Here is a 25810-nt window from a genome sequence, read left to right as displayed (position 1 = left end):
AAAAAAGGATTGTCGGTGTTTTTTCTGACACCGACAAGCAAACCACATTCAACTCGCGAGCACGACCCTATTTTTTCACCGCTTCACCGTTCTGCCAGGCTTTTTGCAGCGCAGGCCAGTAGTCACGGTTGGCGTCAATCATGTCATCGAGAATCGCTTTTGCGTGCTCCATGGTAGGCACGGTACGGTTCAGGGTGAACGCCTGCAGTGCTTTTTCGTAGCTGCCTTCAATGGTCGCTTCCACCAGCAGCTGTTCAGAGGCGAGCTGCTGCTGAAGCAGCGTCTGATGGAACAGCGGGACCCGACCCACGCGGATCGGCTCTGGCCCTTCAGAGGTGATGTAGGCCGGGACTTCCACCACCGCATCGTACGGCAGATTGGTTATCGCCCCGCGGTTTTCCACCATTACCAGATGGCGCTGACGCAGGTTAAATGCCAGCGAGCAGGCGACATCGACAATAAACTCGCCGTGGACGCCCACGTGGAAGGCATCCGGTAAAATCCCGGTACGCTTATACTCTTCTGCGGCGGCAAACAGCTTTTTCTCACGCCCGTTCATCACTTCGTTCGCGCGGGTGTAGTCCGGATTCTGATGTTCCACAATCTGGTTTGGCATCAGGTAGTACTGCAGATAGGGGTTTGGCAGATATTCCGGGAAGTTATCCATGATGGGCTTGATGTTGCGCCAGGTTTTCACCCACGACGGATCCGAGTGCTGCGGGTCGGTTTTGGCCGCATCTTCCGTCAGCAGGCCGAACCTCGCGATATGCCGACGCAGTTCCGGCAGCTTGTCCTCGCCGTCCACCCGCACGCGGGTAAACCAGCCGAAGTGGTTCAGACCAAAGTAGTCCACCTCCAGCTTGTGGCGGTCCACACCCAAAATGGCCCCCATGTTACGCATCGCCGCCACTGGCATATCGCAGATATTAAGCACGCGGGCGTCCGGTCGCAGGCGGCGCACCCCTTCCGCAACGATCGCTGCCGGGTTGGAATAGTTCACGATCCAGGCTTTTTCATGCGCGTAGCGATCCACCAGATCGATCAGCTCGACCATCGGCAGGATCGTGCGCAGGCCGTATGCCAGCCCGCCAGGACCGCAGGTTTCCTGGCCCACCACGCCGTGGCGTAGCGGAATCTTCTCATCCTGCTCACGCATCCTGTACTGGCCGACACGCATCTGGGCGAAGACAAAGTGCGCCCCGCTGAACGCGACTTCCGGGTCTGTGGTCACGGTGAAGGTAATGCTCTGGCTATGGTCGCGAATGACCTTCTCCACCACCGGTGCAATGGTGTTCTGGCGTGCTTCGTCGATATCGTAGAGGCGAATCTCGGCCAGCGGGAAGTCCTGCAGGCGTACCATCAGGCTTTTCACGATACCTGGCGTATAGGTGCTGCCGCCACCGGCAATCGACAGAATAAAAGGGGGTGTAAACATCTTTAGCTCCTCTCAGAGAAACGTCTCAACGGCTTCTCGCATTTTTTTGACATGCAGCCCGTAGACCACCTGAACGTTGTTACCTTGTTTGATAATCCCTTTCGCGCCGGTCGCTTTAAGACGCGGCTCGTCGATGATGGAGACATCCTTCACCGTGACGCGTAAGCGGGTGTAGCAGTTATCCACTACCTCAATGTTTTCCCGGCCTCCCAGTCCCACCACGATGGATTCACCCAGCCCGTCATTGTTCCCCTTCGCCTGATACTCCTGTTTGCTGTACAGGCGCGTCTCCTGATCGTCATCCTCGCGTCCAGGCGTCTTCATGTTGAAGCGCAGGATCAGGAAGCGGAACACCACAAAATAGAGCGCGAACATGATGAGCCCGACCACGATGTACATCGGCCAGTTGGACTTCTCCGTGCCGAGCGGCAGGTTATAAAGAATAAAATCGATAATTCCGTTAGCGCCGATGGCATGAACACCGAACAGGGAGAAAAGCATCATGCCGATGCCGGTCAGCGCCGCATGTACCACAAACAGCAGCGGAGCGACGAACAGAAACGAAAACTCAATCGGCTCGGTAACGCCCACCAGCAGAGAGGTTAACGCTGCCGGGATCAGGATGGCTTTGGCTGCCGCTTTGCGCTCCGGCCTGGCGGTCATGTACATCGCCAGCGCCGCCGCGGGCAGGCCAAACATTTTGCTGATGCCGCGCGCGTCCCACACTACCGTGCTGCTCAACTGCTTCACTTCCGGACAAGCCATTTCGGCGAAATAGATATTGCGTGCGCCCTGATAAACCGTGCCGCATACCTCTTGCGTCCCCCCAAGTTCGGTATACAGGAAGGGGGTATAGACCAGATGATGCAGGCCGGTCGGCACCAGAATGCGTTCCAGGAAGCCGTAAATGGCCACCCCAAAAGGCCCGGAACCTTTGATCGCCAGCGCCAGTGCGCTGATGCCATGCTGGGCAAATGGCCACAGTTCGCTCATCACGACGCCGAGCAGCATTGAGACAGGAAGCATGACGATGGCGACGAAACAGTGGCCGGAATAGATGGCCATCGCGCCGTTAAACTGTACGCCGGAGTATTTGTTGTACAGGTATCCGGACAGCGCCCCGGTCAGGATCCCGGCGAAAACGCCCATCTCCAGCACCTGCACGCCCAGCACCATACTTTGCCCGGCGGCTTTCATCTGGTCAGCGGGGGCCAGTTCGCCCTGGAGCTGCAGCGTAACGTTCATCGCGTTAATGAAAACAACAAAGGTCACCAGGCCGATCAGGGCCGCATAGCCTTTATCACGCGTGGCCAGGCCAATCGGTATCCCGACGGCAAACACCAGCGCCAGGTTAACCAGTACTGACACGGCCGATTTCGCGATAAGCTGACCAACATGCTGAATCAGCGGATGGCCGAGAAACGGCACATACTCTGCGAGGTTACCGTTCCCCAGGACGTTACCAAATGCGATAAACAGACCGACGATCGGTAAGATAAGTACCGGTCCGTACAACGATTTTCCGAAATTTTGTAGGGCGTTCACGGCTCGTTTCATGACTGTCTCTCTTAGTGAACCGCGCACTCGGGGTGCGTCTTGAGCTTAAAGCTAGCAGGCTAAAGGCGAGGTAATCCAGCTATCTTCTTGTTTTAAAAACAAATGACGTAAAAGGTAACATGTGACGTTTGCGACTGTGATCGGCATAGCAGTGCCTGAGTAAAGGCGTCGTCGCTCTGCGAGGTGCTTTCCAGATTCTAAAATTAGACTTTTTGTATTAATGAAACTTGCGGATAATACTTATCCGGAAGACGACCAACAGGCTCCATGGGCCAGGGACAAAGGATGACACCGTTTCGCTTAGCCGCGATTTCTCTCGCGCTGCTTACCACATTTTCGCTTGTCGGCTGTGATAACAGCGACGATAACTCTCAGGTTGCGGCTCCCGCAGCATCCACAGCAACGACACCGAAAGCACCGGAAAAGCCGGACGCTGAAAAGCTGGCAACGCTGGCGGCACAGAGTCAGGGCAAAGCGCTCACCCTGCTGGATACCTCAGAGGTGCAGCTTGATGGCGCGGCCACGCTGGTGCTGACCTTCTCTGTTCCGCTCAATCCCGATCAGGATTTCGCCAAAACAGTGCATGTGGTGGATAAAAAAAGCGGCAAGGTTGACGGGGCGTGGGAACTCGCACCTAACCTGAAAGAGCTACGCCTGCGCCATCTGGAGCCCAACCGCAATCTGGTTGTCACCGTTGAACGTGATTTGCAGGCGCTGAACAAAGCGACATTTGGTATCGATTACGAAAAAGCCCTGACTACCCGGGATGTTGAACCGACGGTCGGTTTTGCCAGCCGTGGCTCGCTGCTGCCGGGCAAGGTGGTGGAAGGTCTGCCGGTAATGGCGCTCAACGTCAACAATGTTGACGTGAATTTCTACCGCGTGAAGCCTGAATCCCTGGCCTCCTTTGTCAGCCAGTGGGAGTACCGTAACTCCCTGACCAATTGGGAGTCCGATAATCTGCTCAAAATGGCGGACCTGGTGTATACCGGCCGGTTTGACCTCAATCCGGCACGCAACACCCGTGAAAAACTGCTGTTGCCGCTGCGGGATATTAAGCCGCTCCAGCAGTCAGGCGTGTACATCGCGGTCATGAATCAGGCCGGGCACTATAACTACAGCAATGCCGCGACGCTCTTTACCTTAAGTGATATTGGGTTGTCCGCTCACCGTTATCATAATCGTCTGGATATTTTCACCCAGAGCCTGGAAGATGGCGCGGCGCAATCCGGCGTTACCGTCACCCTGTTGAATGATAAAGGGCAGACGCTTGCCGAAGCGAACAGCGATGCTGACGGCCACGCAAAACTTGAGACTGACAAAGAAGCCGCGCTGATTCTGGCCAGCAAAGACGGACAGACCACGCTGCTTGACCTCAAGCTTCCGGCCCTCGATCTGGCGGAGTTTGATATCGCAGGTAGCCCTGGCTACAGCAAGCAATTCTTTATGTTTGGCCCGCGCGATCTCTATCGCCCTGGCGAAACGGTGATCCTCAATGGTTTGCTGCGCGACAGCGACGGTAAACCGCTTCCTGCCCAGCCGGTTAAACTCGACGTACTGCGCCCGGACGGACAGGTGGCGCGCACGGTTGTCGTCCAGCCTGAGAACGGCCTCTATCGCTTCAATTATTCCCTGGACGGCGGGGCGCAGACCGGTATGTGGCATATCCGCGCCAATACCGGCGATAACCAACAGCGCCTGTGGGATTTCCACGTTGAAGATTTTATGCCGGAGCGTATGGCGCTTAATCTGACGGGACAAAAAGCGCCGGTTTCCACCGAGGATAACGTCGATTTTAACATTGCGGGTTATTACCTGTATGGCGCACCTGCCAACGGAAATTCCCTGCAAGGCCAGCTTTTCCTGCGACCGCTGCGCGAAGCCGTCGCTGCACTGCCGGGCTTCCAGTTTGGTGATATCGCCGAAGAGAACCTGAGCCGCAGCCTGGATGAAGTTCAGCTAACCCTTGATGAACAGGGGCGCGGACAGGTCTCGACCGAAAGCCAGTGGAAAGAGGCGCATTCACCGCTGCAGCTGATCCTGCAGGCCAGCCTTCTGGAATCGGGCGGTCGCCCGGTGACGCGCCGTGCTGAGCAGGCCATCTGGCCGGCGGCTGATCTGCCGGGTATCCGTCCTCAGTTTGCCAGTAAGGCCGTTTATGACTACCGCACTGACACCACCGTCAACCAGCCGATCGTGGATGAAAACGGCAATGCCAGCTTTGATATCGTCTATGCCGATGCCAGCGGGGCAAAAAAGGCGGTTTCCGGGTTACAGGTTCGCCTGATCCGTGAGCGCCGTGACTACTACTGGAACTGGTCAGAGAGCGATGGCTGGCAGTCACAGTTTGATCAGAAAGACCTGGTTGAGGGCGAGCAGGAGCTGACCCTTAAGGCCGATGAAACCGGTAAAGTGACCTTCCCGGTGGAGTGGGGCTCGTACCGTCTGGAGGTCAAAGCGCCGGACGACATGGTCAGCAGCGTGCGCTTCTGGGCCGGCTACAGCTGGCAGGATAATAGCGACGGCACCGGTGCCGCTCGCCCCGACCGTGTGACCATGAAACTGGACAAGCCTTCCTATCAGCCGGGAGATACCATCCAGCTGCATATCGCTGCTCCGGCGGCGGGTAAAGGCTATGCAATGATCGAGTCCAGCGAAGGGCCGCTGTGGTGGAAAGAGATCGACGTACCGGCCAACGGACTCGATCTCTCAATCCCGGTGGATAAGGCCTGGAAACGTCACGATCTCTATCTCAGCACGCTGGTGGTACGCCCTGGCGATAAATCCAAATCAGCGACGCCGAAACGTGCCGTCGGGTTACTGCATCTGCCGATGGGCGATGAGAATCGCCGCCTGAATGTCGCGCTGGAAAATCCGCAGAAAATGCGGCCAAACCAGACGCTGTCCGTGAAGGTGAAGGCCAGCGTCAAAGAAGGCGCCGTTCCGCAGAAAGTGAATGTGCTGATCTCGGCAGTGGACAGCGGCGTGTTGAACATCACCGATTACGTTACCCCGGATCCGTGGGAAGCGTTCTTCGGTCAGAAGCGCTACGGCGCGGATATCTACGATATTTACGGTCAGGTCATTGAAGGGCAGGGCCGCATGGCTGCACTGCGCTTTGGTGGTGACGGCGATGAGCTTAAGCGCGGCGGTAAACCACCGGTGAACCACGTGACTATCATTGCCCAGCAGGCGCAGCCGGTCGAGCTCGATGCTAACGGTGAAGGGACCGTGACGCTGCCCATTGGAGACTTCAACGGCGAGCTGCGTCTGATGGCGCAGGCCTGGACGGAAGATGATTTCGGCAGCAGCGAAGGTAAAGTAATTGTCGCCGCCCCAATCATTACCGAACTGAACACGCCGCGCTTCCTGGCAAGTGGCGATACCTCACGCCTGACGCTGGATGTGACCAACCTGACGGACCAGCCGCAAACGCTGAACGTTGCCTTTACCGCTACCGGCAAGCTGTCGCTTGAGGGCGCACAGCCGCAGCCCGTGAAGTTACCGCCGGGCGCGCGCAGCACCCTGTTTATCCCGGTACGTGCGCTGGATGGCTACGGTGATGGTGAAGTGACCGCTCAGGTGACCGGCCTGCAGCTGCCGGGCGAGACTTTCGCTGCACAACAGAAGAGCTGGAAAATCGGCGTTCGTCCGGCATTCCCGGCGCAGACCGTTAATACCGGTGCCATGCTGAATCCTGGTGAGTCGTGGAGTGCACCGGCGCAGCACCTTAATGGCTTCTCTCCAGCCACGCTACAGGGACAATTGCTGCTGAGCGGGAAACCGCCTCTGAATCTGGCGCGCTATATTCGTGAGCTGCAGGCATACCCGTATGGCTGTCTGGAGCAAACCACCAGTGGTCTGTTCCCGTCGCTCTACACCAACGCGGCGCAGTTGACCGCGCTTGGCATCAAAGGGGATACGGATGACAAGCGCCGTGCGGCCATTGATATCGGAATCTCCCGTCTGCTGCAGATGCAGCGTGATGACGGAGGTTTCGCGCTTTGGGATAAAAACGGTCCGGAGGAGTACTGGCTCACCGCCTATGTCACTGACTTCCTGGTTCGTGCAGGCGAGCAGGGCTACAGCGTGCCTGCTGAGGCGGTTAACAATGCCAACAGCCGCTTGCTGCGTTACCTGCAGGACCCAGGTATGATGTCCATCCGCTACAGCGATGATACCCAGGCCAGTAAATTTGCGGTGCAGGCCTATGCCGCGCTGGTGCTGGCTCGCCAGCAAAAGGCCCCGCTTGGTGCGTTGCGTGAAATCTGGGAACGTCACGGACAGGCCGCTTCCGGGCTGCCGCTGATGCAGCTGGGGATGGCGCTAAAATTGATGGGCGACGCACCGCGCAGCCAGCAGGCACTGGGTCTGGCCATCAAAACGCCGCGTAACGACAGCAAAAACTGGATGGCCGATTATGGCAGTGCGCTTCGTGATAATGCGCTGATGCTCTCTCTGCTTGAGGAGTACAAGCTTCTGCCGGATGCGCAAAATACGCTGCTGAACGCCTTGTCGGAACAAGCTTTCAGCCAGCGCTGGCTCTCGACCCAGGAGAGTAACGCCCTGTTCTTGGCCGGACGCTCGCTGCAAACTTTATCCGGCGCATGGCAGGCGCAAACGTCTCTGGCGGATACTGCATCAGGCGGTGATAAAGCCCAGGTACAGAATGTGAACGGCGACCAGCTTGGCGCGCTGCAGGTGACCAATACCGGTAGCACACCGCTGTGGGTACGACTTGATAGCACCGGTTATCCGGCATCTGCACCTCAGCCATCGTCTAACGTGCTGCAGATTGAGCGCCATATTCTGGCAACCGACGGCAGTACAAAGTCGCTCACGTCACTGAAGAGCGGCGAGCTGGTGCTGGTATGGCTTGAAGTGAAGGCCAGCCAGAACGTGCCGGATGCGCTGGTTGTCGATCTCCTCCCGGCGGGGCTGGAACTGGAAAACCAGAACCTGGCGAGCAGCAGCGCCAGCCTGCAGGACAGCGGCAGCGAAGTGCAGAACCTGCTCAGTCAAATGCAGCAGGCGGATATTCAGCATATGGAATTCCGCGACGATCGCTTTGTGGCGGCGGTGCCGGTTAACGAAGGGCAGCCGGTCACGCTGGTTTATCTGGCGCGCGCCGTGACGCCGGGAACCTATGAGGTGCCGGTCCCGATGGTGGAGTCCATGTATGTTCCGCAGTGGCGGGCAACAGGTGCGGCCAGTGGCCCGCTGATTGTTGTACCGTAATATGCGGCTTGTACGTCTGATACGCTCCCGCTGGCTGTGGCTGGCGGGAGCGCTTCTCGTTTTATGGGGGCTGATCCTGGCCGCTGATCGCCTGTGGCCGTTGCCTCTGAAAGAGGTCAACCCCGCACGGGTGGTGGTGGACGAAAAAGGCGCACCGCTCTGGCGTTTTGCCGACAGCGAAGGGATCTGGCGCTATCCGGTCACTCTCGAAGAGGTTTCTCCCCGCTATCTTGAAGCCTTGATCCAGTATGAAGATCGCTGGTTCTGGGACCATCCAGGCGTGAATCCGTTCTCTGTGCTGCGCGCCGCCTGGCAGGATCTTACCTCCGGGAGGGTTGTCTCAGGCGGCAGCACGCTCACCATGCAGGTGGCGCGCCTGCTGGATCCGCATCCGCGCACTTTTGGTGGCAAAATTCGTCAGCTCTGGCGAGCCATGCAGCTTGAGTGGCACCTCTCTAAGCGCGACATCCTCACGCTTTATCTTAACCGCGCCCCGTTTGGCGGTACGCTGCAGGGGATTGGTGCGGCAAGCTGGACCTACCTCGGCAAACCGCCTTCGCAGCTCAGCTATTCCGAAGCGGCGCTGCTCGCCGTATTGCCGCAGGCGCCAAGCCGGTTGCGTCCTGACCGCTGGCCGGAACGTGCAGAAGCGGCACGCAACAAAGTGCTCGACCGGATGGTGACGCAGGGCGTCTGGTCGGCAAGCCAGGTTAAGGAGTCCCGTGAAGAAGCGGTATGGCTGGCGCCCCGGCAAATGCCGCAGCTGGCACCGCTCTTTTCGCGCATGATGCTCAGCAAAAGTCGTGATACTAAAATTGTGACTACCCTGGATGCGTCCCTGCAGCGGCAGCTTGAAGAACTGGCGATGAACTGGAAATCCCGTCTGCCGGCTCGCAGTTCGCTGGCAATGATCGTCGTCGATCATACGGATATGAAAGTGCGTGGCTGGGTGGGATCGGTCGACATTAACGATGACACCCGGTTTAGCCATGTGGATATGGTGAATGCGATCCGATCGCCGGGATCGGTGCTCAAGCCCTTTATCTACGGTATGGCGCTGGACGACGGTTTGATCCACCCGGCATCGCTGCTCCAGGATGTTCCAAGAAAAACGGGGGATTATCGCCCGGGTAATTTCGACAGTGGGTTTCATGGGCCGGTGAGTATGAGTGAAGCGCTGGTACGTTCCCTTAATCTGCCCGCCGTGCAGGTGCTCGAGGCATACGGACCAAAACGTTTTGCTGCGATGTTAAGTAATGCAGGTTTGCCGCTGATTTTACCTGCTGGCGCACAGCCGAATTTATCGCTGATCCTGGGCGGGGCAGGGGCGCGGCTGGCCGATATTACCGCGGCCTATAGCGCGTTCGCCCGACACGGTAAAGCGGGCCGGCTGCGCTTACAGCCAGGCGATCCCCTGTCAGAGCGGCCGTTGCTATCCCAGGGGGCGGCGTGGATCATTCGCCGTATTCTGGCCAATGAGGCGCAGCCGCTGCCGGACAATGCGCTGCCGCAGGTGGTACCTCTGGCATGGAAAACGGGAACCAGCTATGGCTACCGTGACGCATGGGCGGTAGGGCTGAATGCCCGTTACGTTATTGGGATCTGGACCGGACGACCGGACGGCACGCCTGTGGCGGGTCAGTTTGGGTTTGCGAGCGCGGTACCTCTGCTTAACCAGGTGAATAATGTTCTGCAGTCTGGTTCAACGCTCGATCAGGCGCGTCTGCCACGCGACCCGCGTCCTGACGGTGTGGGACGCGGCGTCATCTGTTGGCCGGGCGGCCAGTCGCTGCCGGAAGGGAGCGAAAATTGCCGTCGTCGCCTGGCGACCTGGCTGCTGGACGGCAGCGAGCCGCCGACATTGCTCCTACCGGAACAGGAAGGTATTCGCGGGATCCGTTTCCCGGTCTGGCTGGATAAAGAGGGCAAACGCGTGGCGGCAGACTGCCCGGATGCGACCGAGAAAGTTCTGGATGTCTGGCCGCTGCCGCTGGAACCCTGGCTGCCTGCAGCCGAGCGGCGCTCAGCACGGATCCCTTCGCCATCGGCTACCTGTCCGCCCTTATCGCAGGACTCACCTGCACCGCTGATGTTGACTGGCGTGCGTGAAGGCGCGGTTATCAAGCGTCTGCCGGGGGAGTCCCGCGTCTCGTTACCGCTACAGGCCACCGGCAATAGCGGTGAACGCTGGTGGTTTTTGAATGGCGAACCGCTGGCGGTGAAGAGCCGGGTTTACACCTTACAGCTTGATAAATCAGGCGATTATCAGGTGCTGGTGATGGATGAAGCGGGGCAGGTGGCGACGGTGAATTTCACGCTGCAGTAGCGTTAAACGTCTCTTCTGCTGTGAGCTGTTGCTAATCTTCGTCTCATTTTAAAAAAATGTTACCTGAATCCATAGGCAATGGCGCTATTGCTCATTATAATCCGCGCCACACCATACTCAGGTATGAAAAACAACAGAACATTTACAGAGGTTATCATGGCTATTGAACGTACTTTTTCCATCATCAAACCAAACGCGGTGGCAAAAAACGTTATTGGCAGCATCTTTGCTCGCTTTGAATCAGCAGGGTTCAAAATCGTTGGCACCAAAATGCTGCACCTGACCGTTGAGCAGGCTCGCGGTTTCTACGCTGAGCACGAAGGTCGTCCATTCTTCGACGGTCTGGTTGAGTTCATGACTTCTGGCCCGATCGTTGTATCCGTACTGGAAGGCGAAAACGCAGTACAGCGTCACCGTGACCTGCTGGGTGCGACCAACCCGGATAACGCACTGGCTGGTACCCTGCGCGCTGACTATGCAGACAGCTTCACCGAGAACGGCACCCACGGTTCCGATTCTGTTGAATCTGCCGCTCGTGAAATCGCGTTCTTCTTCGCTGAAGGCGAAGTGTGTCCACGTACCCGTTAATTTAACGGTTTCGTTTACACATTATTTTCGTAAATGCCGCGTGCAGACGTGGCATCCCTGCGCCAGACTTTGTACAATGCAACGCCCCGGACGAGCAGACTGCTTTCCGGGGCGTTTCTTTTCAACCCTCCATGGGCCATAACGTGTAACAACGAGGCCGGAAAAAATTATGTCTGAATTAGTGAATACCTCCGAAGTCGCCATTCCTGCGGTTCCAAATAAAAATGGAAAAATTAACCTGCTGGATCTGAACCGTCAGCAGATGCGCGAGTTCTTTAAAGAGATGGGCGAGAAGCCGTTTCGTGCCGATCAGGTCATGAAATGGATGTACCACTATTGCAGCGACAACTTTGATGACATGACTGACATCAACAAAGTGCTGCGCAATAAGCTCAAAGAAGTGGCTGAAATCCGTGCACCAGAAGTGGTGGAGGAGCAGCGCTCTGCCGATGGCACCATCAAATGGGCGATTGCCGTTGGCGATCAGCGCGTTGAAACCGTCTACATCCCGGAAGAAGACCGCGCCACGCTGTGCGTCTCCTCTCAGGTAGGCTGTGCGCTGGAGTGCAAGTTCTGCTCAACCGCTCAGCAAGGATTCAACCGTAACCTGCGCGTGTCTGAAATTATCGGCCAGGTGTGGCGTGCGGCGAAAATCGTCGGTGCGGCGAAAGTGACCGGGACCCGTCCAATCACCAACGTAGTGATGATGGGCATGGGCGAGCCACTGCTGAACCTGACCAACGTCGTTCCGGCGATGGAAATCATGCTGGATGACTTCGGCTTTGGTCTGTCCAAGCGTCGCGTAACGCTGTCGACGTCAGGCGTAGTGCCTGCACTGGACAAGCTGGGCGACATGATTGACGTTGCGCTGGCGATCTCACTGCATGCACCGAACGACGAAATCCGTGACGAAATTGTACCCATCAACAAAAAGTACAATATCGAAACTTTCCTCGCCGCCGTGCGTCGCTACCTGGAGAAATCCAACGCGAACCAGGGCCGCGTGACGATCGAGTATGTCATGCTCGATCACGTAAACGACGGTACCGAGCATGCGCATCAACTGGCTGAACTGCTGAAAGATACGCCGTGCAAAATCAACCTGATTCCATGGAACCCGTTCCCGGGCGCACCTTATGGCCGTAGCTCGAACAGCCGTATCGACCGTTTCTCCAAGGTGCTGATGGAGTATGGTTTCACCACTATCGTGCGTAAAACCCGTGGTGATGATATCGATGCTGCATGCGGACAGCTGGCAGGTGATGTGATTGACCGTACCAAACGTACCCTGCGTAAACGTATGCAGGGCGAGACGATTGCGGTCAAAGCTGTTTGATTCTTATGCACTCACGGCGCATTATTTGCGCCGTGAAGCATAATCTTACTGAATAATCAGTCAGATTCGTGATGACTGATCAATAATTACGGTGCGTTTCATCCGACTTTCGGGCAGTATGTAACGACGTAACAACAGTTTATCCTGACGGGCAGGGCTGTGCTGTCATCTCCGGGCTGACAGTCTTATACTGTCTGTTCAAGGTTAACTGATCAGAACTTTCGCGGTGCGGGTGGCATTGTGACTTACCGGCACCTGAACCCTTTTTTTTCACGTACCAGTAGTTGTAGCGAATGAATACTGAAGCCACTCACGACCAACATGAAGCACTCTCCACTGGCGTTCGTCTTCGCAACGCCCGTGAACAACTCGGACTCAGCCAGCAAGCCGTTGCAGAACGCTTATGTCTGAAGGTTTCCACGGTTCGCGATATTGAAGAAGATAAGGCTCCGGCCGATCTGGCTTCAACATTTCTGCGTGGTTACATCCGCTCTTATGCAAAACTGGTGCATATCCCTGAAGAAGAATTACTGCCAATGATGGAGAAGCAGGCACCGGTCCGCGCAGCAAAAGTTGCGCCGATGCAGACCTTCTCCCTGGGAAAACGTCGTAAAAAACGTGATGGCTGGCTGATGAGCTTTACCTGGCTGGTGCTGTTTGTGGTAATCGGCCTGACGGGCGCATGGTGGTGGCAAAACCACAAGGCGCAGCAGGAAGAGATCACCACCATGGCCGATCAATCCTCCGCCGAGCTCAATCAGTCCGGCAATGACAACGCTCAGAGCGTGCCGCTGAATACCGAAGGTGCTGCCACCTCCAGCGAGCCGCAGACTGCCGCGACCGATGCGCCTGCAACCGATGCCGGGCAGGCGCCCGCCGCAACGGCTAATACCCCTGCGCCTCAGGCTCAGGATCCAAACGCGGTGGTTGCCCCTTCTCAGGCAAACGTGGATACCGCGACCAACGCGCCAGCGGCCACTCAGCCTGCGGACAACGGTGCTGCGTCACTGCCAACCAACCCGGCCGGAACGGCTGCGCCGGCGGCGGACCCAAATGCGCTGGTGATGAACTTCTCTGCTGACTGCTGGCTGGAAGTGACCGATGCAACAGGTAAAAAACTGTTCAGCGGTCTGCAGCGTAAAGATGGCACGTTAAACCTAACCGGCCAGGCACCGTATAAACTTAAAATCGGCGCTCCGGCAGCAGTTCAGATCCAGTATCAAGGAAAACCTGTCGACCTGAGCCGCTTTATCAGAACTAACCAGGTTGCGCGTCTTACCGTTAATGCCGAACAATCAGCAGCACAGTAACAGACGGGCAACGCGGGAGATTTTTCATGCATAACCAGGCTCCGATTCAACGTAGAAAATCGAAACGGATTTACGTTGGTAATGTGCCAATCGGCGATGGGGCTCCTATCGCCGTCCAGTCGATGACCAACACGCGTACCACAGACGTGGAAGCGACGGTCAATCAGATCAAAGCGTTAGAACGTGTAGGCGCGGACATTGTTCGCGTCTCCGTGCCGACAATGGATGCCGCAGAGGCGTTCAAACTGATCAAACAGCAGGTCAGCGTTCCGCTGGTTGCTGATATCCACTTCGATTACCGCATTGCGCTGAAAGTTGCTGAATATGGCGTCGACTGCCTGCGTATAAACCCGGGCAACATCGGTAACGAAGAGCGTATCCGCATGGTGGTGGATTGCGCCCGCGATAAAAATATTCCTATCCGTATCGGCGTTAACGCCGGTTCCCTGGAAAAAGATCTGCAGGAAAAATACGGTGAGCCAACGCCGCAGGCGCTGCTTGAATCCGCGATGCGTCACGTTGATCATCTTGATCGTCTGAACTTCGATCAGTTCAAAGTCAGCGTAAAAGCCTCAGATGTGTTCCTGGCAGTAGAGTCTTATCGCCTGCTGGCAAAACAGATCGATCAGCCTTTGCACCTCGGGATTACGGAAGCCGGTGGCCTTCGTAGCGGTTCCGTTAAATCGGCGATCGGTCTGGGGCTGCTGCTCTCGGAAGGGATCGGTGACACCCTGCGCGTTTCGCTGGCGGCCGATCCGGTAGAAGAGATCAAAGTTGGTTTCGATATCCTCAAATCACTGCGTATCCGCGCACGTGGGATCAACTTCATTGCCTGTCCAACCTGTTCACGTCAGGAATTTGACGTGATTGGCACGGTGAATGCGCTTGAGCAACGTCTGGAAGATATCATCACCCCGATGGACGTCTCCATCATCGGATGCGTGGTGAACGGTCCGGGTGAAGCCCTGGTGTCAACGCTCGGCGTCACCGGCGGTAACAAGAAAAGTGGTCTCTATGAAGATGGCGTGCGTAAAGATCGTCTGGATAATAGTGATATGATCGACCAGCTTGAAGCCCGCATCCGTGCCAAAGCAACAATGATGGATGAAGCGCAGCGCATCAGCATTCAGCAGGTTGAAAAATAACGTGATGGGAAGCGTGGCGCTTCCCATGTATGATTGAACCCATTCTTTGGGTTCTTTTTTGTATATAGAAAGAGAATAAACGTGGCAAAAAACATTCAAGCCATCCGCGGCATGAACGATTATCTGCCTGGCGAAACCGCCATCTGGCAGCGCATTGAAGGCACACTCAAACAGGTGCTCGGCAGCTACGGTTACAGCGAAATCCGTTTGCCGATTGTAGAGCAGACCCCGTTATTCAAACGCGCGATCGGCGAAGTGACCGACGTGGTTGAAAAAGAGATGTACACCTTTGAGGACCGCAACGGCGACAGCCTGACACTGCGTCCGGAAGGTACGGCGGGCTGCGTACGCGCCGGCATCGAACATGGTCTCCTGTACAATCAGGAGCAGCGCCTGTGGTATATCGGCCCGATGTTCCGCCACGAACGTCCACAGAAAGGTCGTTATCGCCAGTTCAACCAGTTGGGTGTGGAAGTCTTTGGCCTGCAGGGCCCGGACATTGACGCCGAACTGATTATGTTGACTGCCCGCTGGTGGCGTGCGCTCGGCATTGCTGAGCACGTCTCACTGGAACTGAACTCCATCGGTTCTCTGGAAGCACGCGCGAACTACCGTGACGCACTGGTTGCGTTCCTGGAGCAGCACAAAGAGAAGCTGGACGAAGACTGCAAACGTCGTATGTACAGCAACCCACTGCGCGTGCTGGATTCCAAAAACCCTGACGTACAGGCGCTGTTGAACGATGCTCCTGCATTGGGCGACTACCTGGACGAAGCGTCACGTGAGCACTTTGCGGGTCTGTGCAAACTGCTGGAAGCCGCGGGCATTGCTTATACCGTGAACCAGCGTCTGGTGCGCGGTCTGGACTACTACAACCGCACCGTGTTCGAGTGGGTGACATCCAGCCTCGGTTCCCAGGGCACCGTGTGTGCCGGCGGTCGTTATGACGGTCTGGTTGAGCAGCTTGGTGGTCGTCCAGCCCCTGGCGTTGGCTTCGCCATGGGTCTTGAGCGACTTGTTTTGCTGGTTCAGGCAGTTAATCCGGAATTTAAAGCAGATTCCGTTGTCGATATATACCTGGTAGCCTCAGGCGCGGAAACGCAGCCTGCGGCAATGCAGCTTGCGGAACGTGTGCGTGATGCACTGCCGGACGTGAAGCTGATGACCAACCATGGCGGCGGCAACTTCAAAAAACAGTTTGCTCGTGCCGATAAATGGGGCGCAAGTATTGCACTGGTGCTGGGCGAGTCCGAAGTGGCTAACGGCGAAGTGGTTGTGAAAGACCTGCGCTCGGGTGAGCAGACAACGGTAACGCAGGACGGCGTTGCGGCGCACTTGCGCACTCTATTGGGCTAAGGAGAAGGACTGCGTGGAAATTTACGAGAACGAACACGATCAGGTCGACGCGATTAAACGCTTCTTTGTCGAAAACGGCAAGGCGCTGGTTGTTGGGGTTATTTTAGGTGTCGGTGCGCTGGTAGGCTGGCGTTACTGGAACAGTCATCAGGCGGACTCCGCGCGTGACGCGTCGCTGTCGTATGAAAATACCGTTAGCGCAATCCGTGCCGATCAGCCGCAAACGCTGACGGCGGCAGAGAAATTTGCCGCTGACAACAAAAACACCTACGGTGCGCTGGCCGCACTGGAAGTGGCGCAGCAGTACGTTGATAAGAACGAGCTGGATAAAGCCGCTAGCCTGCTGTCACAAGGGCTAACCGCCGCCAGTGATGAAAATCTGAAAGCGGTAATCAATCTGCGCCTGGCTCGTATTCAGGTTCAGCAGAAAAAAGCTGACGATGCGCTGAAAACGCTCGATACCATCAAAGGCGAAGGTTTTGCTGCCATTGTTGCCGATCTGCGCGGTGAAGCACTGCTGAGCAAAGGTGACAAAGCGGGCGCGCGTAAAGCGTGGCAAGCTGGCGTAGAGAGCAAAGCTTCACCTGCGCTGAGCGAAATGATGCAGATGAAAATAAATAATTTGTCCGTCTGAGAGGGACCCGATGCAATTGCGTAAATTACTTCTGCCAGGACTGCTTTCTGTTACGTTATTGAGTGGCTGTTCACTGTTCAGTGGCGAAGAAGACGTTGTGAAAATGTCCCCACTGCCGACTGTTGAAAACCAGTTTACCCCGTCCACTGCGTGGAGCACCTCCGTGGGCGATGGTATTGGTGATTTTTATTCCAACCTGCACCCGGCTTTTGCCGACAGCGTTATCTATGCGGCTGACCGCAAAGGTACCGTGAAGGCGGTTAACGCCGATGACGGGAAAGAAGTGTGGTCGGTTAACCTGGCGGAAAAAGACGGCTGGTTCTCTCGTAAACCGGCACTGCTTTCTGGCGGTCTGACCGTTGCCGGTGGGCATGTGTATGTGGGTAGCGAAAAAGCCCAGGTCTATGCTCTCAACACCAGCGATGGTTCTGTTGCATGGCAAACCTCCGTGGCCGGTGAGTCTCTGTCTCGTCCGGTCGTGAGCGACGGCATGGTACTGATCCACACCAGCAACGGCCAGCTGCAGGCGCTGAACGAAGCCGATGGTCTGGTGAAATGGACCGTGAACCTGGATATGCCTTCCTTGTCCCTGCGCGGTGAATCTGCGCCGGCTACCGCCTTTGGTGCTGCCATTGTTGGCGGTGACAACGGTCGTGTAAGCGCGGTACTGATGCAGCAAGGCCAGATGATCTGGCAGCAGCGTATTTCTCAGGCGACAGGCTCAACGGAAATCGATCGTCTGAGCGATGTCGACACGACCCCGGTTATCGTTGACGGTGTGGTTTACGCACTGGCCTATAACGGTAACCTGACCGCGCTGGATCTGCGCAGCGGCCAGGTCATGTGGAAACGTGAACTGGGCTCGGTAAATGATTTCGTGGTTGATGGCAACCGTATCTATATGGTCGATCAGAACGACCGTCTGCTGGCGCTCAGCACCGAAGGTGGTGTTACGCTGTGGACGCAAAGCGATCTGCTGCACCGTCTGCTGACCGCACCAGCACTGTACAACGGTAGTCTGGTGGTGGGTGATAGCGAAGGGTATATGCACTGGATTGACCCGGACAACGGTCGTTTTGTTGCTCAGCAAAAAGTCGACAGCTCAGGTTTCCTGACGGAACCGGTCGTGGCTGACGGCAAACTGCTGATTCAGGCAAAAGACGGCACGCTGTACGCGATCACGCGTTAATTACCCAGCGGTTGTAGTATACTAAACGGCTCCTGTTCACTCAGGAGCCGTTTTGACATTTTTAAAAACGCCGCAAATGCGACGTTTATTTGAATTTTATGAGGCTTCAAACATGGTACCTGTGGTCGCGCTTGTCGGGCGCCCTAACGTTGGAAAATCCACTCTTTTTAACCGTTTAACACGCACCCGTGATGCGCTGGTTGCGGATTTCCCGGGGCTGACGCGTGACCGTAAGTACGGTCGTGCAGAAGTAGAAGGACGCGAGTTCATCTGTATTGATACCGGTGGTATTGACGGGACAGAAGATGGTGTTGAAACCCGCATGGCGGAACAGTCGCTGCTGGCGATTGAAGAAGCTGACGTGGTTCTGTTTATGGTGGACGCTCGCGCAGGCCTGATGCCGGCGGACTCCGCTATTGCGAAACATCTGCGCTCGCGTGAAAAACCCACTTTCCTGGTGGCGAACAAAACTGACGGTATTGATGCAGACCAGGCGGTTGCGGATTTCTGGTCCTTAGGTCTGGGCGAAATCTACCCGATTGCGGCATCTCATGGTCGTGGCGTGACCAGCCTGCTGGAAACCGTTTTGCTGCCGTGGGTTGATGAAGTTAACCCGCCGGAAGAGATCGATGAAGACGCCGAATATTGGGCGCAGTTCGAAGACGGCGAAGCGGGCGAGGAAGAGCCTGAAGACGACTTCAACCCGCAGGATCTGCCGATCAAACTGGCTATCGTGGGCCGTCCAAACGTAGGTAAGTCTACACTTACTAACCGTATCCTCGGCGAAGAGCGTGTGGTCGTTTACGACATGCCGGGCACCACCCGCGACAGTATTTATATCCCGATGCAGCGCGATGAGCGTGAGTATGTGCTCATTGACACCGCAGGCGTACGTAAGCGCGGGAAAATCACCGATGTGGTGGAAAAATTCTCCGTTATCAAGACTCTGCAGGCGATTGAAGATGCCAACGTGGTCATGCTGGTCATCGATGCGCGTGAAGGTATCTCCGATCAGGACCTTTCTCTGCTCGGCTTCATTCTGAATAGTGGGCGCTCACTCGTTATCGTGGTCAACAAATGGGATGGCCTGAGTAATGAGGTGAGAGAGCAGGTGAAAGAGACGCTCGACTTCCGTCTGGGCTTTATCGACTTTGCCCGCGTGCACTTTATCTCTGCGTTACACGGCAGCGGTGTAGGTAATCTGTTTGAGTCCGTGCGTGAAGCGTACGACAGCTCCACCCGTCGTCAGAGCACCGCCATGCTGACCCGTATCATGAACATGGCAGCAGAAGACCATCAGCCGCCGCTGGTGCGTGGTCGTCGCGTGAAGCTGAAATATGCTCACGCCGGGGGTTATAACCCACCAATCGTGGTGATTCACGGCAACCAGGTTAAAGACCTGCCGGATTCCTACAAGCGCTATCTGATGAACTACTTCCGTAAATCACTGGACGTAATGGGCACGCCAATCCGTATCCAGTTCAAGGAAGGGGAGAACCCGTTCGCCAACAAGCGCAATACCCTGACGCCAAACCAGATGCGTAAGCGTAAGCGTTTAATTAAACACATTAAGAAAAGCAAATAAGCGTTGCCGTTCTTTCTGAAGCCCGCGTTGATCGCGGGCTTTTTTTCGCCCGCTCATACCGCCAGTCCTCTCTGTGTGATGTCAATCACTATTCACTTTTAACCAAGTTTAAATCTAAGAAAGTAGACAATCATCGAATTTTCATCTTAAAGTCCAGGGCCCGGTACTAGACAAAACTAGCGACTGGTTATCAAATGGTTAACTAACTTTTCGCCGCATGTAAAAAATCGGTCAGATACGTAACTGGCCGGCGTACATGCTGGTGTTTACAAGCACGACACATACCTTCCTGGGAGAATTATGCAATCCTCTGTTAATCAAAAAGAAAGCCGAACGTTCTTCGGCCACCCTTATCCGCTCGGTTCGCTGTTCTTTACCGAGATGTGGGAACGTTTCTCGTTTTACGGCATTCGCCCATTATTGATCCTGTTTATGGCCGCCACCGTGTATGACGGCGGGATGGGGCTGGCACGTGAAAACGCGTCGGCAATTGTGGGCATCTTTGCCGGCACCATGTACCTGGCCGCACTGCCGGGTGGCTGGCTGGCGGATAACTGGCTCGGCCAGCAGAAAGCCGTCTGGTACGGATCCATCCTGATTGCGCTCGGCCACCTGTCGATTGCGCTCTCGGCCATCATGGGCGATAACCTGTTCTTTATCGGCCTGATGTTCATCGTGCTCGGTTCTGGTCTGTTTAAGACCTGTATCTCGGTCATGGTGGGGACGCTGTATAAAAAAGGCGATGCGCGTCGTGACGGCGGTTTCTCGCTGTTCTACATGGGCATCAACATGGGCTCGTTTATCGCGCCGCTGATTTCCGGCTGGCTGATTAAATCTCACGGCTGGCACTGGGGCTTCGGCATTGGTGGCATCGGGATGCTGGTTGCCCTGATCATCTTCCGCGTGTTTGCCGTTCCGGCAATGAAACGCTATGACAGCGAAGTGGGGCTGGACTCGACCTGGAATAGCCCGGTGGTGAAAAGAAACGGCGTGGGCGCATGGTTGCTGGCGCTGGCTGTGGGTGTGGCGGTTATCGTTACGCTGATCGCGCAGGGTGTGATTGTGATTAACCCGGTTGCGGTAGCCAGCGTGCTGGTTTACGTGATTGCGGCGTCCGTTGCCCTCTACTTTATCTACCTGTTCCTTTTTGCGGGCCTGAATCGTAAAGAGCGTGCCAGACTTCTGGTCTGTTTTATTCTGCTGGTCTCCGCTGCGTTCTTCTGGTCCGCCTTCGAGCAGAAGCCAACGTCATTCAACCTCTTTGCCAACGACTACACTAACCGCATGATCGGTGATTTCGAAATCCCGGCGGTATGGTTCCAGTCGATTAACGCTCTGTTCATCATCCTGTTGGCACCGGTATTCAGCTGGGCCTGGCCGAAACTTGCCAGCATGAACATTCGTCCGAGCAGTATCACCAAGTTTGTTATTGGTATTTTGTGTGCCGCCGCAGGCTTTGGTCTGATGATGCTGGCTGCGCAGAACGTACTGAATAACGGTGGCGCGGGCGTGTCGCCATTCTGGCTGGTGGGCAGCATCCTGATGCTGACGCTGGGGGAACTGTGCCTGAGCCCGATTGGTCTGGCGACCATGACGCTGCTGGCACCGGAAAGAATGCGTGGGCAGATGATGGGCCTGTGGTTCTGCGCAAGTGCGCTGGGCAACCTGGCGGCAGGTCTGATTGGCGGTCACGTGAAGGCCGACCAGCTGGATATGCTGCCGGATCTCTTCGCACGTTGCTCCATCGCGCTGCTGATTTGTGCCGCGGTGCTGATCGTCCTCATTGTTCCGGTACGTCGCATGCTGGAAAATGCGCAGACTAAACCGGCCGCTAACGCCTGATAACGCCTTGCTCGTCAATACCGGGGCAGGCGTTTGCCCCGGTAATTTACTCGACGAGGTAGAAGATGCTGTTAGGGTTTGTTGGTCTTGGCGCGGTGGTGGAAACCGCGTACTTACCCGCACTACACAATCTGTATGGCGATTCACTGCACTGCCTGGGTTTTGATGTTCAGCCAGGCAGACACCCTGAAGGCGTAACGCGCTGCGCCTCTCTCACCGAACTTCTCTCGCATCCTCTTGATACCCTGTTTATTACCACGGCTTCTCTGCAGCATCTTGAGGTGCTGGAGCACGCCCTGGCGTCTCCTGTGGTGCGGATCGTGGTTGAAAAACCCATCGTCGCCACGCTCGCGCAGCTCGAAAAACTGAACAGACTGCTGGCGTTGCCCGGTGCGGCGTCCCGTGTGCTCGCACTTGACCACTGGATGGCGCGCCTCGCAACGGTTCAGCTTGGGCTGATCGGGACTTTTGCTGATATCGCCAGAATTGACGGTTTTTTGCAGGAACCGAGCGGGTTTAACGCAAAAGGAGAACCTGTCGCGCTTAACTTCGCGACGGGTGAAGTGGACACCCGCACGCTTCGCCATCCTGACGGCGTTATCCTGGACATCGGCACGCATGTGCTGGCGATGCTGCGTGAAACGGTGCGTTATCTGGGGGGCGGGGATGATATGACGCTGCAGGTGGTGGCCGCTACTGACCGGCTTGGGCGTGAGATCAAACAGGGCGATCTCACCACGGCAGAGGGCCGCGCTCATCTTCGCGGGCAGCTTAGTGGCATTCCGGTGGAGATTTGGCTCAACAAATATGCGGGACCGTCAGGCGGGCAAAAAGGGTTACGGCTGTATCTGCATGACGGGCGCGTCATAAGCCACGATCGTCACGGAGCAGAAGATGTGCTCGTGCTGACGGACGGCGATCGGGTTCAGCGCTGGCATATTCCAGGCACGATTTATATGCACTGCCTGGCAGAGCGCATTCTGGGGCAGAAAAGTCTTTTCGAATGTGACCCGGAAGAAGTGAGCCGGACGACACGCCGTCGAATGGCGGAAGTAGAACTGCTGCTGACCTTACAGCAACAGCTGCGTGGCCCGCACTGAGTGCTGCGTGTTAATATCAACGTATTACAGAATGCCCAGCAAAGGAGTCATCATGTCGATTACCTGCCCGGATTGCCACGCAGAGCTTGAAGTGCAAAATGGCGTCGCCCACTGTGAGCACTGCGATAAGGATATCGCGCTCGAAGCCCGCTGCCCGGAGTGTCATCAGCCACTCCAGGTCTTAAAAGCCTGCGGTGCGGTGGATTATTTCTGCCAGAACGGCCACGGCCTGATTTCGAAAAAGCGCGTGGAGTTTGTCCCGGCTGAAGCTTAATCACACACGCAGCCTTCGCCTTTCTGCCATAGCTCGACCAGCGACTCAGGGGCTTCCTGCTCAGGCACCAGCACAATCATATCGGTGTACTGGGCCTGATTGTGCTGAGTCCAGATTATCTGGATGCGAAAATAACGCTGATCGCCACTCCCCGGCGAGGTGGGTTCACCCGGCGGCTGGCCGCGTGGAAATGCCTGCTCCAGGATGCTTACCACGCGCTGACGCTGGGCCTCATTGAGTGAAGAAAGCGTAATGGTGCGTTGGCCGCTTAGCTTAGGGATAAAAGCGACGCCGCCTTCCCGGGCCAGCTCAACGACGGCGTCATCTGTGAGTTCCGGAACCTGCATTTACAGCACTCCCACCTGTTCCCAGGCTTGTTTTATCGCAGCTGCCACGTCACCACCGGACCGTTTCTCGCCGTGGGCAACCGTCAGTTTTGCGAAGGCCTCAAAATCGGCATCTTGCGCCAGGTGACGGTCGCAAACTGTGTCGTACCAGGCATATCCCGCTTTTTCCCAGGCATGACCCCCAATCGCCTTCGCGGCCAGATAAAACGCCCGGTTGGGAATACCTGAATTCAGGTGTACGCCGCCGTTGTCTTCGCGCGTTTTGATAAAGTCTTTCATGTGCCCAGGCTGCGGGTCTTTACCGAGCAGAGGATCGTCATAGGCGGTGCCGGGCGCTGACATGGAGCGCAGCCCTTTGCCGTTAATACCGTCTGCCAGAAGCCCCTCACCAATCAGCCAGTCGGCTTCATCGGCGGTCTGTTTGAGGTGGTACTGTTTGACCAGCGAGCCAAACACATCTGACAATGATTCATTCAGTGCGCCAGACTGCTCAAAATAGATAAGCCCGGCTTCGGTCTCGGTGACACCGTGGCTTAGCTCGTGGGCCACGACGTCAATGGCAATGGTAAAGCGGTTAAATATTTCGCCATCGCCATCGCCAAAGACCATCTGCTGACCATTCCAGAAGGCGTTCTGATATTCCCGGCCATAGTGCACGGTACCGGTCAGGATGAGGCCTTTATTATCAAGCGAATCGCGCTGATACATTTTCCAGAAGAAATCATGGGTGACCCCCAAATAATTGTAGGCTTCATCAACGGCCACATCGCCATTTGACGGCTGGCCCTCATAACGCACCTGAGTACCCGGCAGCTCCTGCGTCTGTCTGGCATCGTAAATATCACGCTCCAGTTGACCGGCTTTATTGACGTGCGGCGCGGCGGGTTTGCCCGGCATATGCGCCATGAGCGTTTGCACATGCGTTAATGTCTGACGGGCGCAGCGCTGCTGCGGCTCAGAGCCACTTTCGATAATGCGACGAAGAATATAGGGGGGAATGACGCTGTGAAGATAAGACATGCTGCTCTCCTTAGTTCGGGCAAGGCCAGATAAAAGGGAATAGCAGCAGTATAGTTTGTAACCGACGAAGAATTATCCGGTTTTTCGCTGGCGCGTTTTTTTCACCGGTTTAATCTCTTTCACTTCGCTCTCCACCCAGCCGTCTGACAGACGGGTGGTGAGAACATCTCCGGCTTTCACCTGCTTCGTTTGCTTCAGCACTTTACCGTCGGTGGCGGTCGTTACGCTATAGCCTCGTGCCAGCGTCGAGAGCGGGCTGACCGCCTCGAGGTGGGTCACGGCGTTGCCAAAGCGTTCACGTGTGGTGCTAAGACGTGCGCGGATAGTGTCTGCCAGTCGATACTCAAGCTGTTGGATACGCGTTTGCGCGCGATAAATCTTTGGCTGTGGGTTCTGCTGGTTCAGGCGCTGAGTAATACGCTGCTGGCGCGAGACCGCGCGCTTGAGCTGAATATCCAGTGCGACGTTCATTCGCTGACGCAGACGCTCCAGCACGGTTTGCTGACGGGCCAGCCGCAATTGCGGATGCTGCTGTTGCAGGCGATGATGAAGCTGGGTAAACCGGCGCGTCCGGTTGGCCAGAAAATAGTCCATCGCCATTTCCAGACGTTGCCGACCATTCTGCAGCTGACGCAGCAGCTCCAGCTGATTGCGGCTCACCACTTCCGCGGCTGCGGAGGGCGTTGGCGCGCGTAAATCCGCCACAAAATCAGCTATTGTCACGTCCGTTTCGTGGCCGACGGCGCTGACGACCGGGATCTGGCTTGCGAAAATGGCCCGTGCCACGCGTTCGTCGTTAAAGCTCCACAGGTCTTCCAGCGAACCGCCGCCACGCCCGACAATCAGCACGTCGCACTCCTGACGTGCGTTTGCAAGTTCAATGGCGCGGACAATCTGACCCGGTGCGTCATCACCCTGAACAGCGGTCGGGTAGATGATAACGGGCAGGGACGGGTCGCGGCGTTTGAGGACATGAAGAATATCGTGCAGTGCCGCCCCGGTTTTTGACGTAATCACCCCAACGCAGTGGGCAGGTGAGGGGAGCGGTTTTTTGAACTGCTGATCGAACAGACCCTCTTGCGAGAGTTTGTCTTTTAGCTGCTCGTACTTCTGCTGCAACACACCTTCGCCCGCAGGCTGCATACTTTCGACGATGATTTGGTAATCGCCGCGCGGCTCATACAGGGTGATATTGGCACGAACCAGAACCTGCTGACCATGCTGAGGGCGAAACGTCACGCGGCGGTTGCTGTTGCGGAACATTGCACAGCGCACCTGAGCGGTGTCGTCTTTTAACGTGAAGTACCAGTGACCAGATGAAGGCTGCGTGAAGTTAGAGATTTCACCGCTGATCCAGACCTGCCCCATTTCCTGCTCAAGCAGCAAACGAACCGTCTGATTAAGGCGGCTGACAGTAAAAATTGAGGGGGATTGAGTGGATAACATGTGAGCGGGATCAAATTCTAAATCAGCAAGTTATTCAGTCGATAGTAACCTGCTGAGAGGGGAGTGCAAGGTTTTTTTATAA

At 56.2% G+C, this 25810-nt stretch carries 18 protein-coding genes; 13 read left to right on the top strand and 5 right to left on the bottom strand.

What is annotated here, in order from left to right; all coding sequences use genetic code 11:
• Window positions 1-67: 67 nt before the first annotated feature.
• Entirely contained in the window at window positions 68-1435 is a 1368-nt protein-coding gene (locus tag HV242_RS17105) for a 6-phospho-alpha-glucosidase (protein ID WP_014171173.1), read from the bottom strand.
• Window positions 1436-1447: 12 nt separating this feature from the next.
• Entirely contained in the window at window positions 1448-2992 is a 1545-nt protein-coding gene (locus HV242_RS17100; protein ID WP_047743081.1) for a PTS transporter subunit EIIC, read from the bottom strand.
• A gap of 285 nt (window positions 2993-3277) precedes the next feature.
• Here HV242_RS17100 and HV242_RS17095 point away from each other — a divergent pair, with 285 nt between their 5' ends.
• From HV242_RS17095 to HV242_RS17035, 13 genes are all read left to right on the top strand, one after another.
• Complete coding sequence (locus HV242_RS17095; RefSeq protein ID WP_050737166.1) at window positions 3278-8230, top strand: alpha-2-macroglobulin family protein; 4953 nt, start codon at window positions 3278-3280, stop codon at window positions 8228-8230.
• Between the two features lies 1 nt (window position 8231).
• Entirely contained in the window at window positions 8232-10556 is a 2325-nt protein-coding gene (gene pbpC / locus HV242_RS17090; protein WP_050737165.1) for a peptidoglycan glycosyltransferase PbpC, read from the top strand.
• Between the two features lie 156 nt (window positions 10557-10712).
• The gene (gene ndk / locus HV242_RS17085) at window positions 10713-11144 is read left to right on the top strand and encodes a nucleoside-diphosphate kinase (RefSeq protein ID WP_003860625.1); all 432 of its coding nucleotides are present in this window, start codon (window positions 10713-10715) and stop codon (window positions 11142-11144) included.
• Window positions 11145-11313: 169 nt separating this feature from the next.
• On the top strand, window positions 11314-12480 hold the full coding sequence (locus HV242_RS17080) for a bifunctional tRNA (adenosine(37)-C2)-methyltransferase TrmG/ribosomal RNA large subunit methyltransferase RlmN (RefSeq protein ID WP_014171168.1): 1167 nt from the start codon (window positions 11314-11316) through the stop codon (window positions 12478-12480).
• A 293-nt stretch (window positions 12481-12773) separates the two neighbouring features.
• Window positions 12774-13790 carry a cytoskeleton protein RodZ gene (gene rodZ, locus HV242_RS17075; RefSeq protein ID WP_014171167.1) on the top strand — a complete coding sequence of 339 codons (1017 nt, stop codon included), beginning with the start codon at window positions 12774-12776 and terminating at the stop codon, window positions 13788-13790.
• 26 nt (window positions 13791-13816) lie between these two features.
• Window positions 13817-14935: a flavodoxin-dependent (E)-4-hydroxy-3-methylbut-2-enyl-diphosphate synthase gene (ispG, locus tag HV242_RS17070; protein ID WP_014171166.1), complete on the top strand. Its 1119-nt coding sequence runs from the start codon at window positions 13817-13819 to the stop codon at window positions 14933-14935.
• An 81-nt stretch (window positions 14936-15016) separates the two neighbouring features.
• A complete protein-coding gene (gene hisS / locus HV242_RS17065) occupies window positions 15017-16291 on the top strand; it encodes a histidine--tRNA ligase (RefSeq protein WP_020883031.1) in 1275 nt (424 codons plus the stop codon).
• A gap of 13 nt (window positions 16292-16304) precedes the next feature.
• Window positions 16305-16925 carry a YfgM family protein gene (locus tag HV242_RS17060; protein ID WP_020883032.1) on the top strand — a complete coding sequence of 207 codons (621 nt, stop codon included), beginning with the start codon at window positions 16305-16307 and terminating at the stop codon, window positions 16923-16925.
• A 10-nt stretch (window positions 16926-16935) separates the two neighbouring features.
• Entirely contained in the window at window positions 16936-18114 is a 1179-nt protein-coding gene (gene bamB, locus HV242_RS17055) for an outer membrane protein assembly factor BamB (RefSeq protein WP_014171163.1), read from the top strand.
• Between the two features lie 112 nt (window positions 18115-18226).
• Window positions 18227-19699, top strand: a complete 1473-nt coding sequence (der, locus tag HV242_RS17050) for a ribosome biogenesis GTPase Der (protein ID WP_020883033.1) — start codon at window positions 18227-18229, stop codon at window positions 19697-19699.
• Window positions 19700-19999: 300 nt separating this feature from the next.
• Entirely contained in the window at window positions 20000-21541 is a 1542-nt protein-coding gene (locus HV242_RS17045; protein ID WP_025203468.1) for a peptide MFS transporter, read from the top strand.
• Window positions 21542-21606: 65 nt separating this feature from the next.
• A complete protein-coding gene (locus tag HV242_RS17040; protein ID WP_047743072.1) occupies window positions 21607-22641 on the top strand; it encodes a Gfo/Idh/MocA family oxidoreductase in 1035 nt (344 codons plus the stop codon).
• 52 nt (window positions 22642-22693) lie between these two features.
• A complete protein-coding gene (locus HV242_RS17035; RefSeq protein WP_025203470.1) occupies window positions 22694-22915 on the top strand; it encodes a zinc ribbon domain-containing protein in 222 nt (73 codons plus the stop codon).
• On the opposite strand, the gene HV242_RS17030 is transcribed toward HV242_RS17035, so the two are convergent.
• The 3 genes from HV242_RS17030 to xseA all read right to left on the bottom strand — a co-directional run bounded on the left by HV242_RS17030 (window position 22912) and on the right by xseA (window position 25728).
• The gene (locus HV242_RS17030; RefSeq protein WP_020883037.1) at window positions 22912-23262 is read right to left on the bottom strand and encodes a protealysin inhibitor emfourin; all 351 of its coding nucleotides are present in this window, start codon (window positions 23260-23262) and stop codon (window positions 22912-22914) included. The genes HV242_RS17035 and HV242_RS17030 overlap by 4 nt on opposite strands.
• Complete coding sequence (locus tag HV242_RS17025) at window positions 23263-24282, bottom strand: M4 family metallopeptidase (protein ID WP_014171157.1); 1020 nt, start codon at window positions 24280-24282, stop codon at window positions 23263-23265.
• A 72-nt stretch (window positions 24283-24354) separates the two neighbouring features.
• Window positions 24355-25728: an exodeoxyribonuclease VII large subunit gene (xseA, locus tag HV242_RS17020; protein ID WP_047743070.1), complete on the bottom strand. Its 1374-nt coding sequence runs from the start codon at window positions 25726-25728 to the stop codon at window positions 24355-24357.
• Window positions 25729-25810 lie beyond the last annotated feature (82 nt).

This window comes from Enterobacter sp. RHBSTW-00593 (assembly GCF_013784105.1).
Classification (GTDB): Bacteria; Pseudomonadota; Gammaproteobacteria; order Enterobacterales; family Enterobacteriaceae; genus Enterobacter; species Enterobacter ludwigii.
This window is presented reverse-complemented; position numbering and strand designations above follow the sequence as displayed.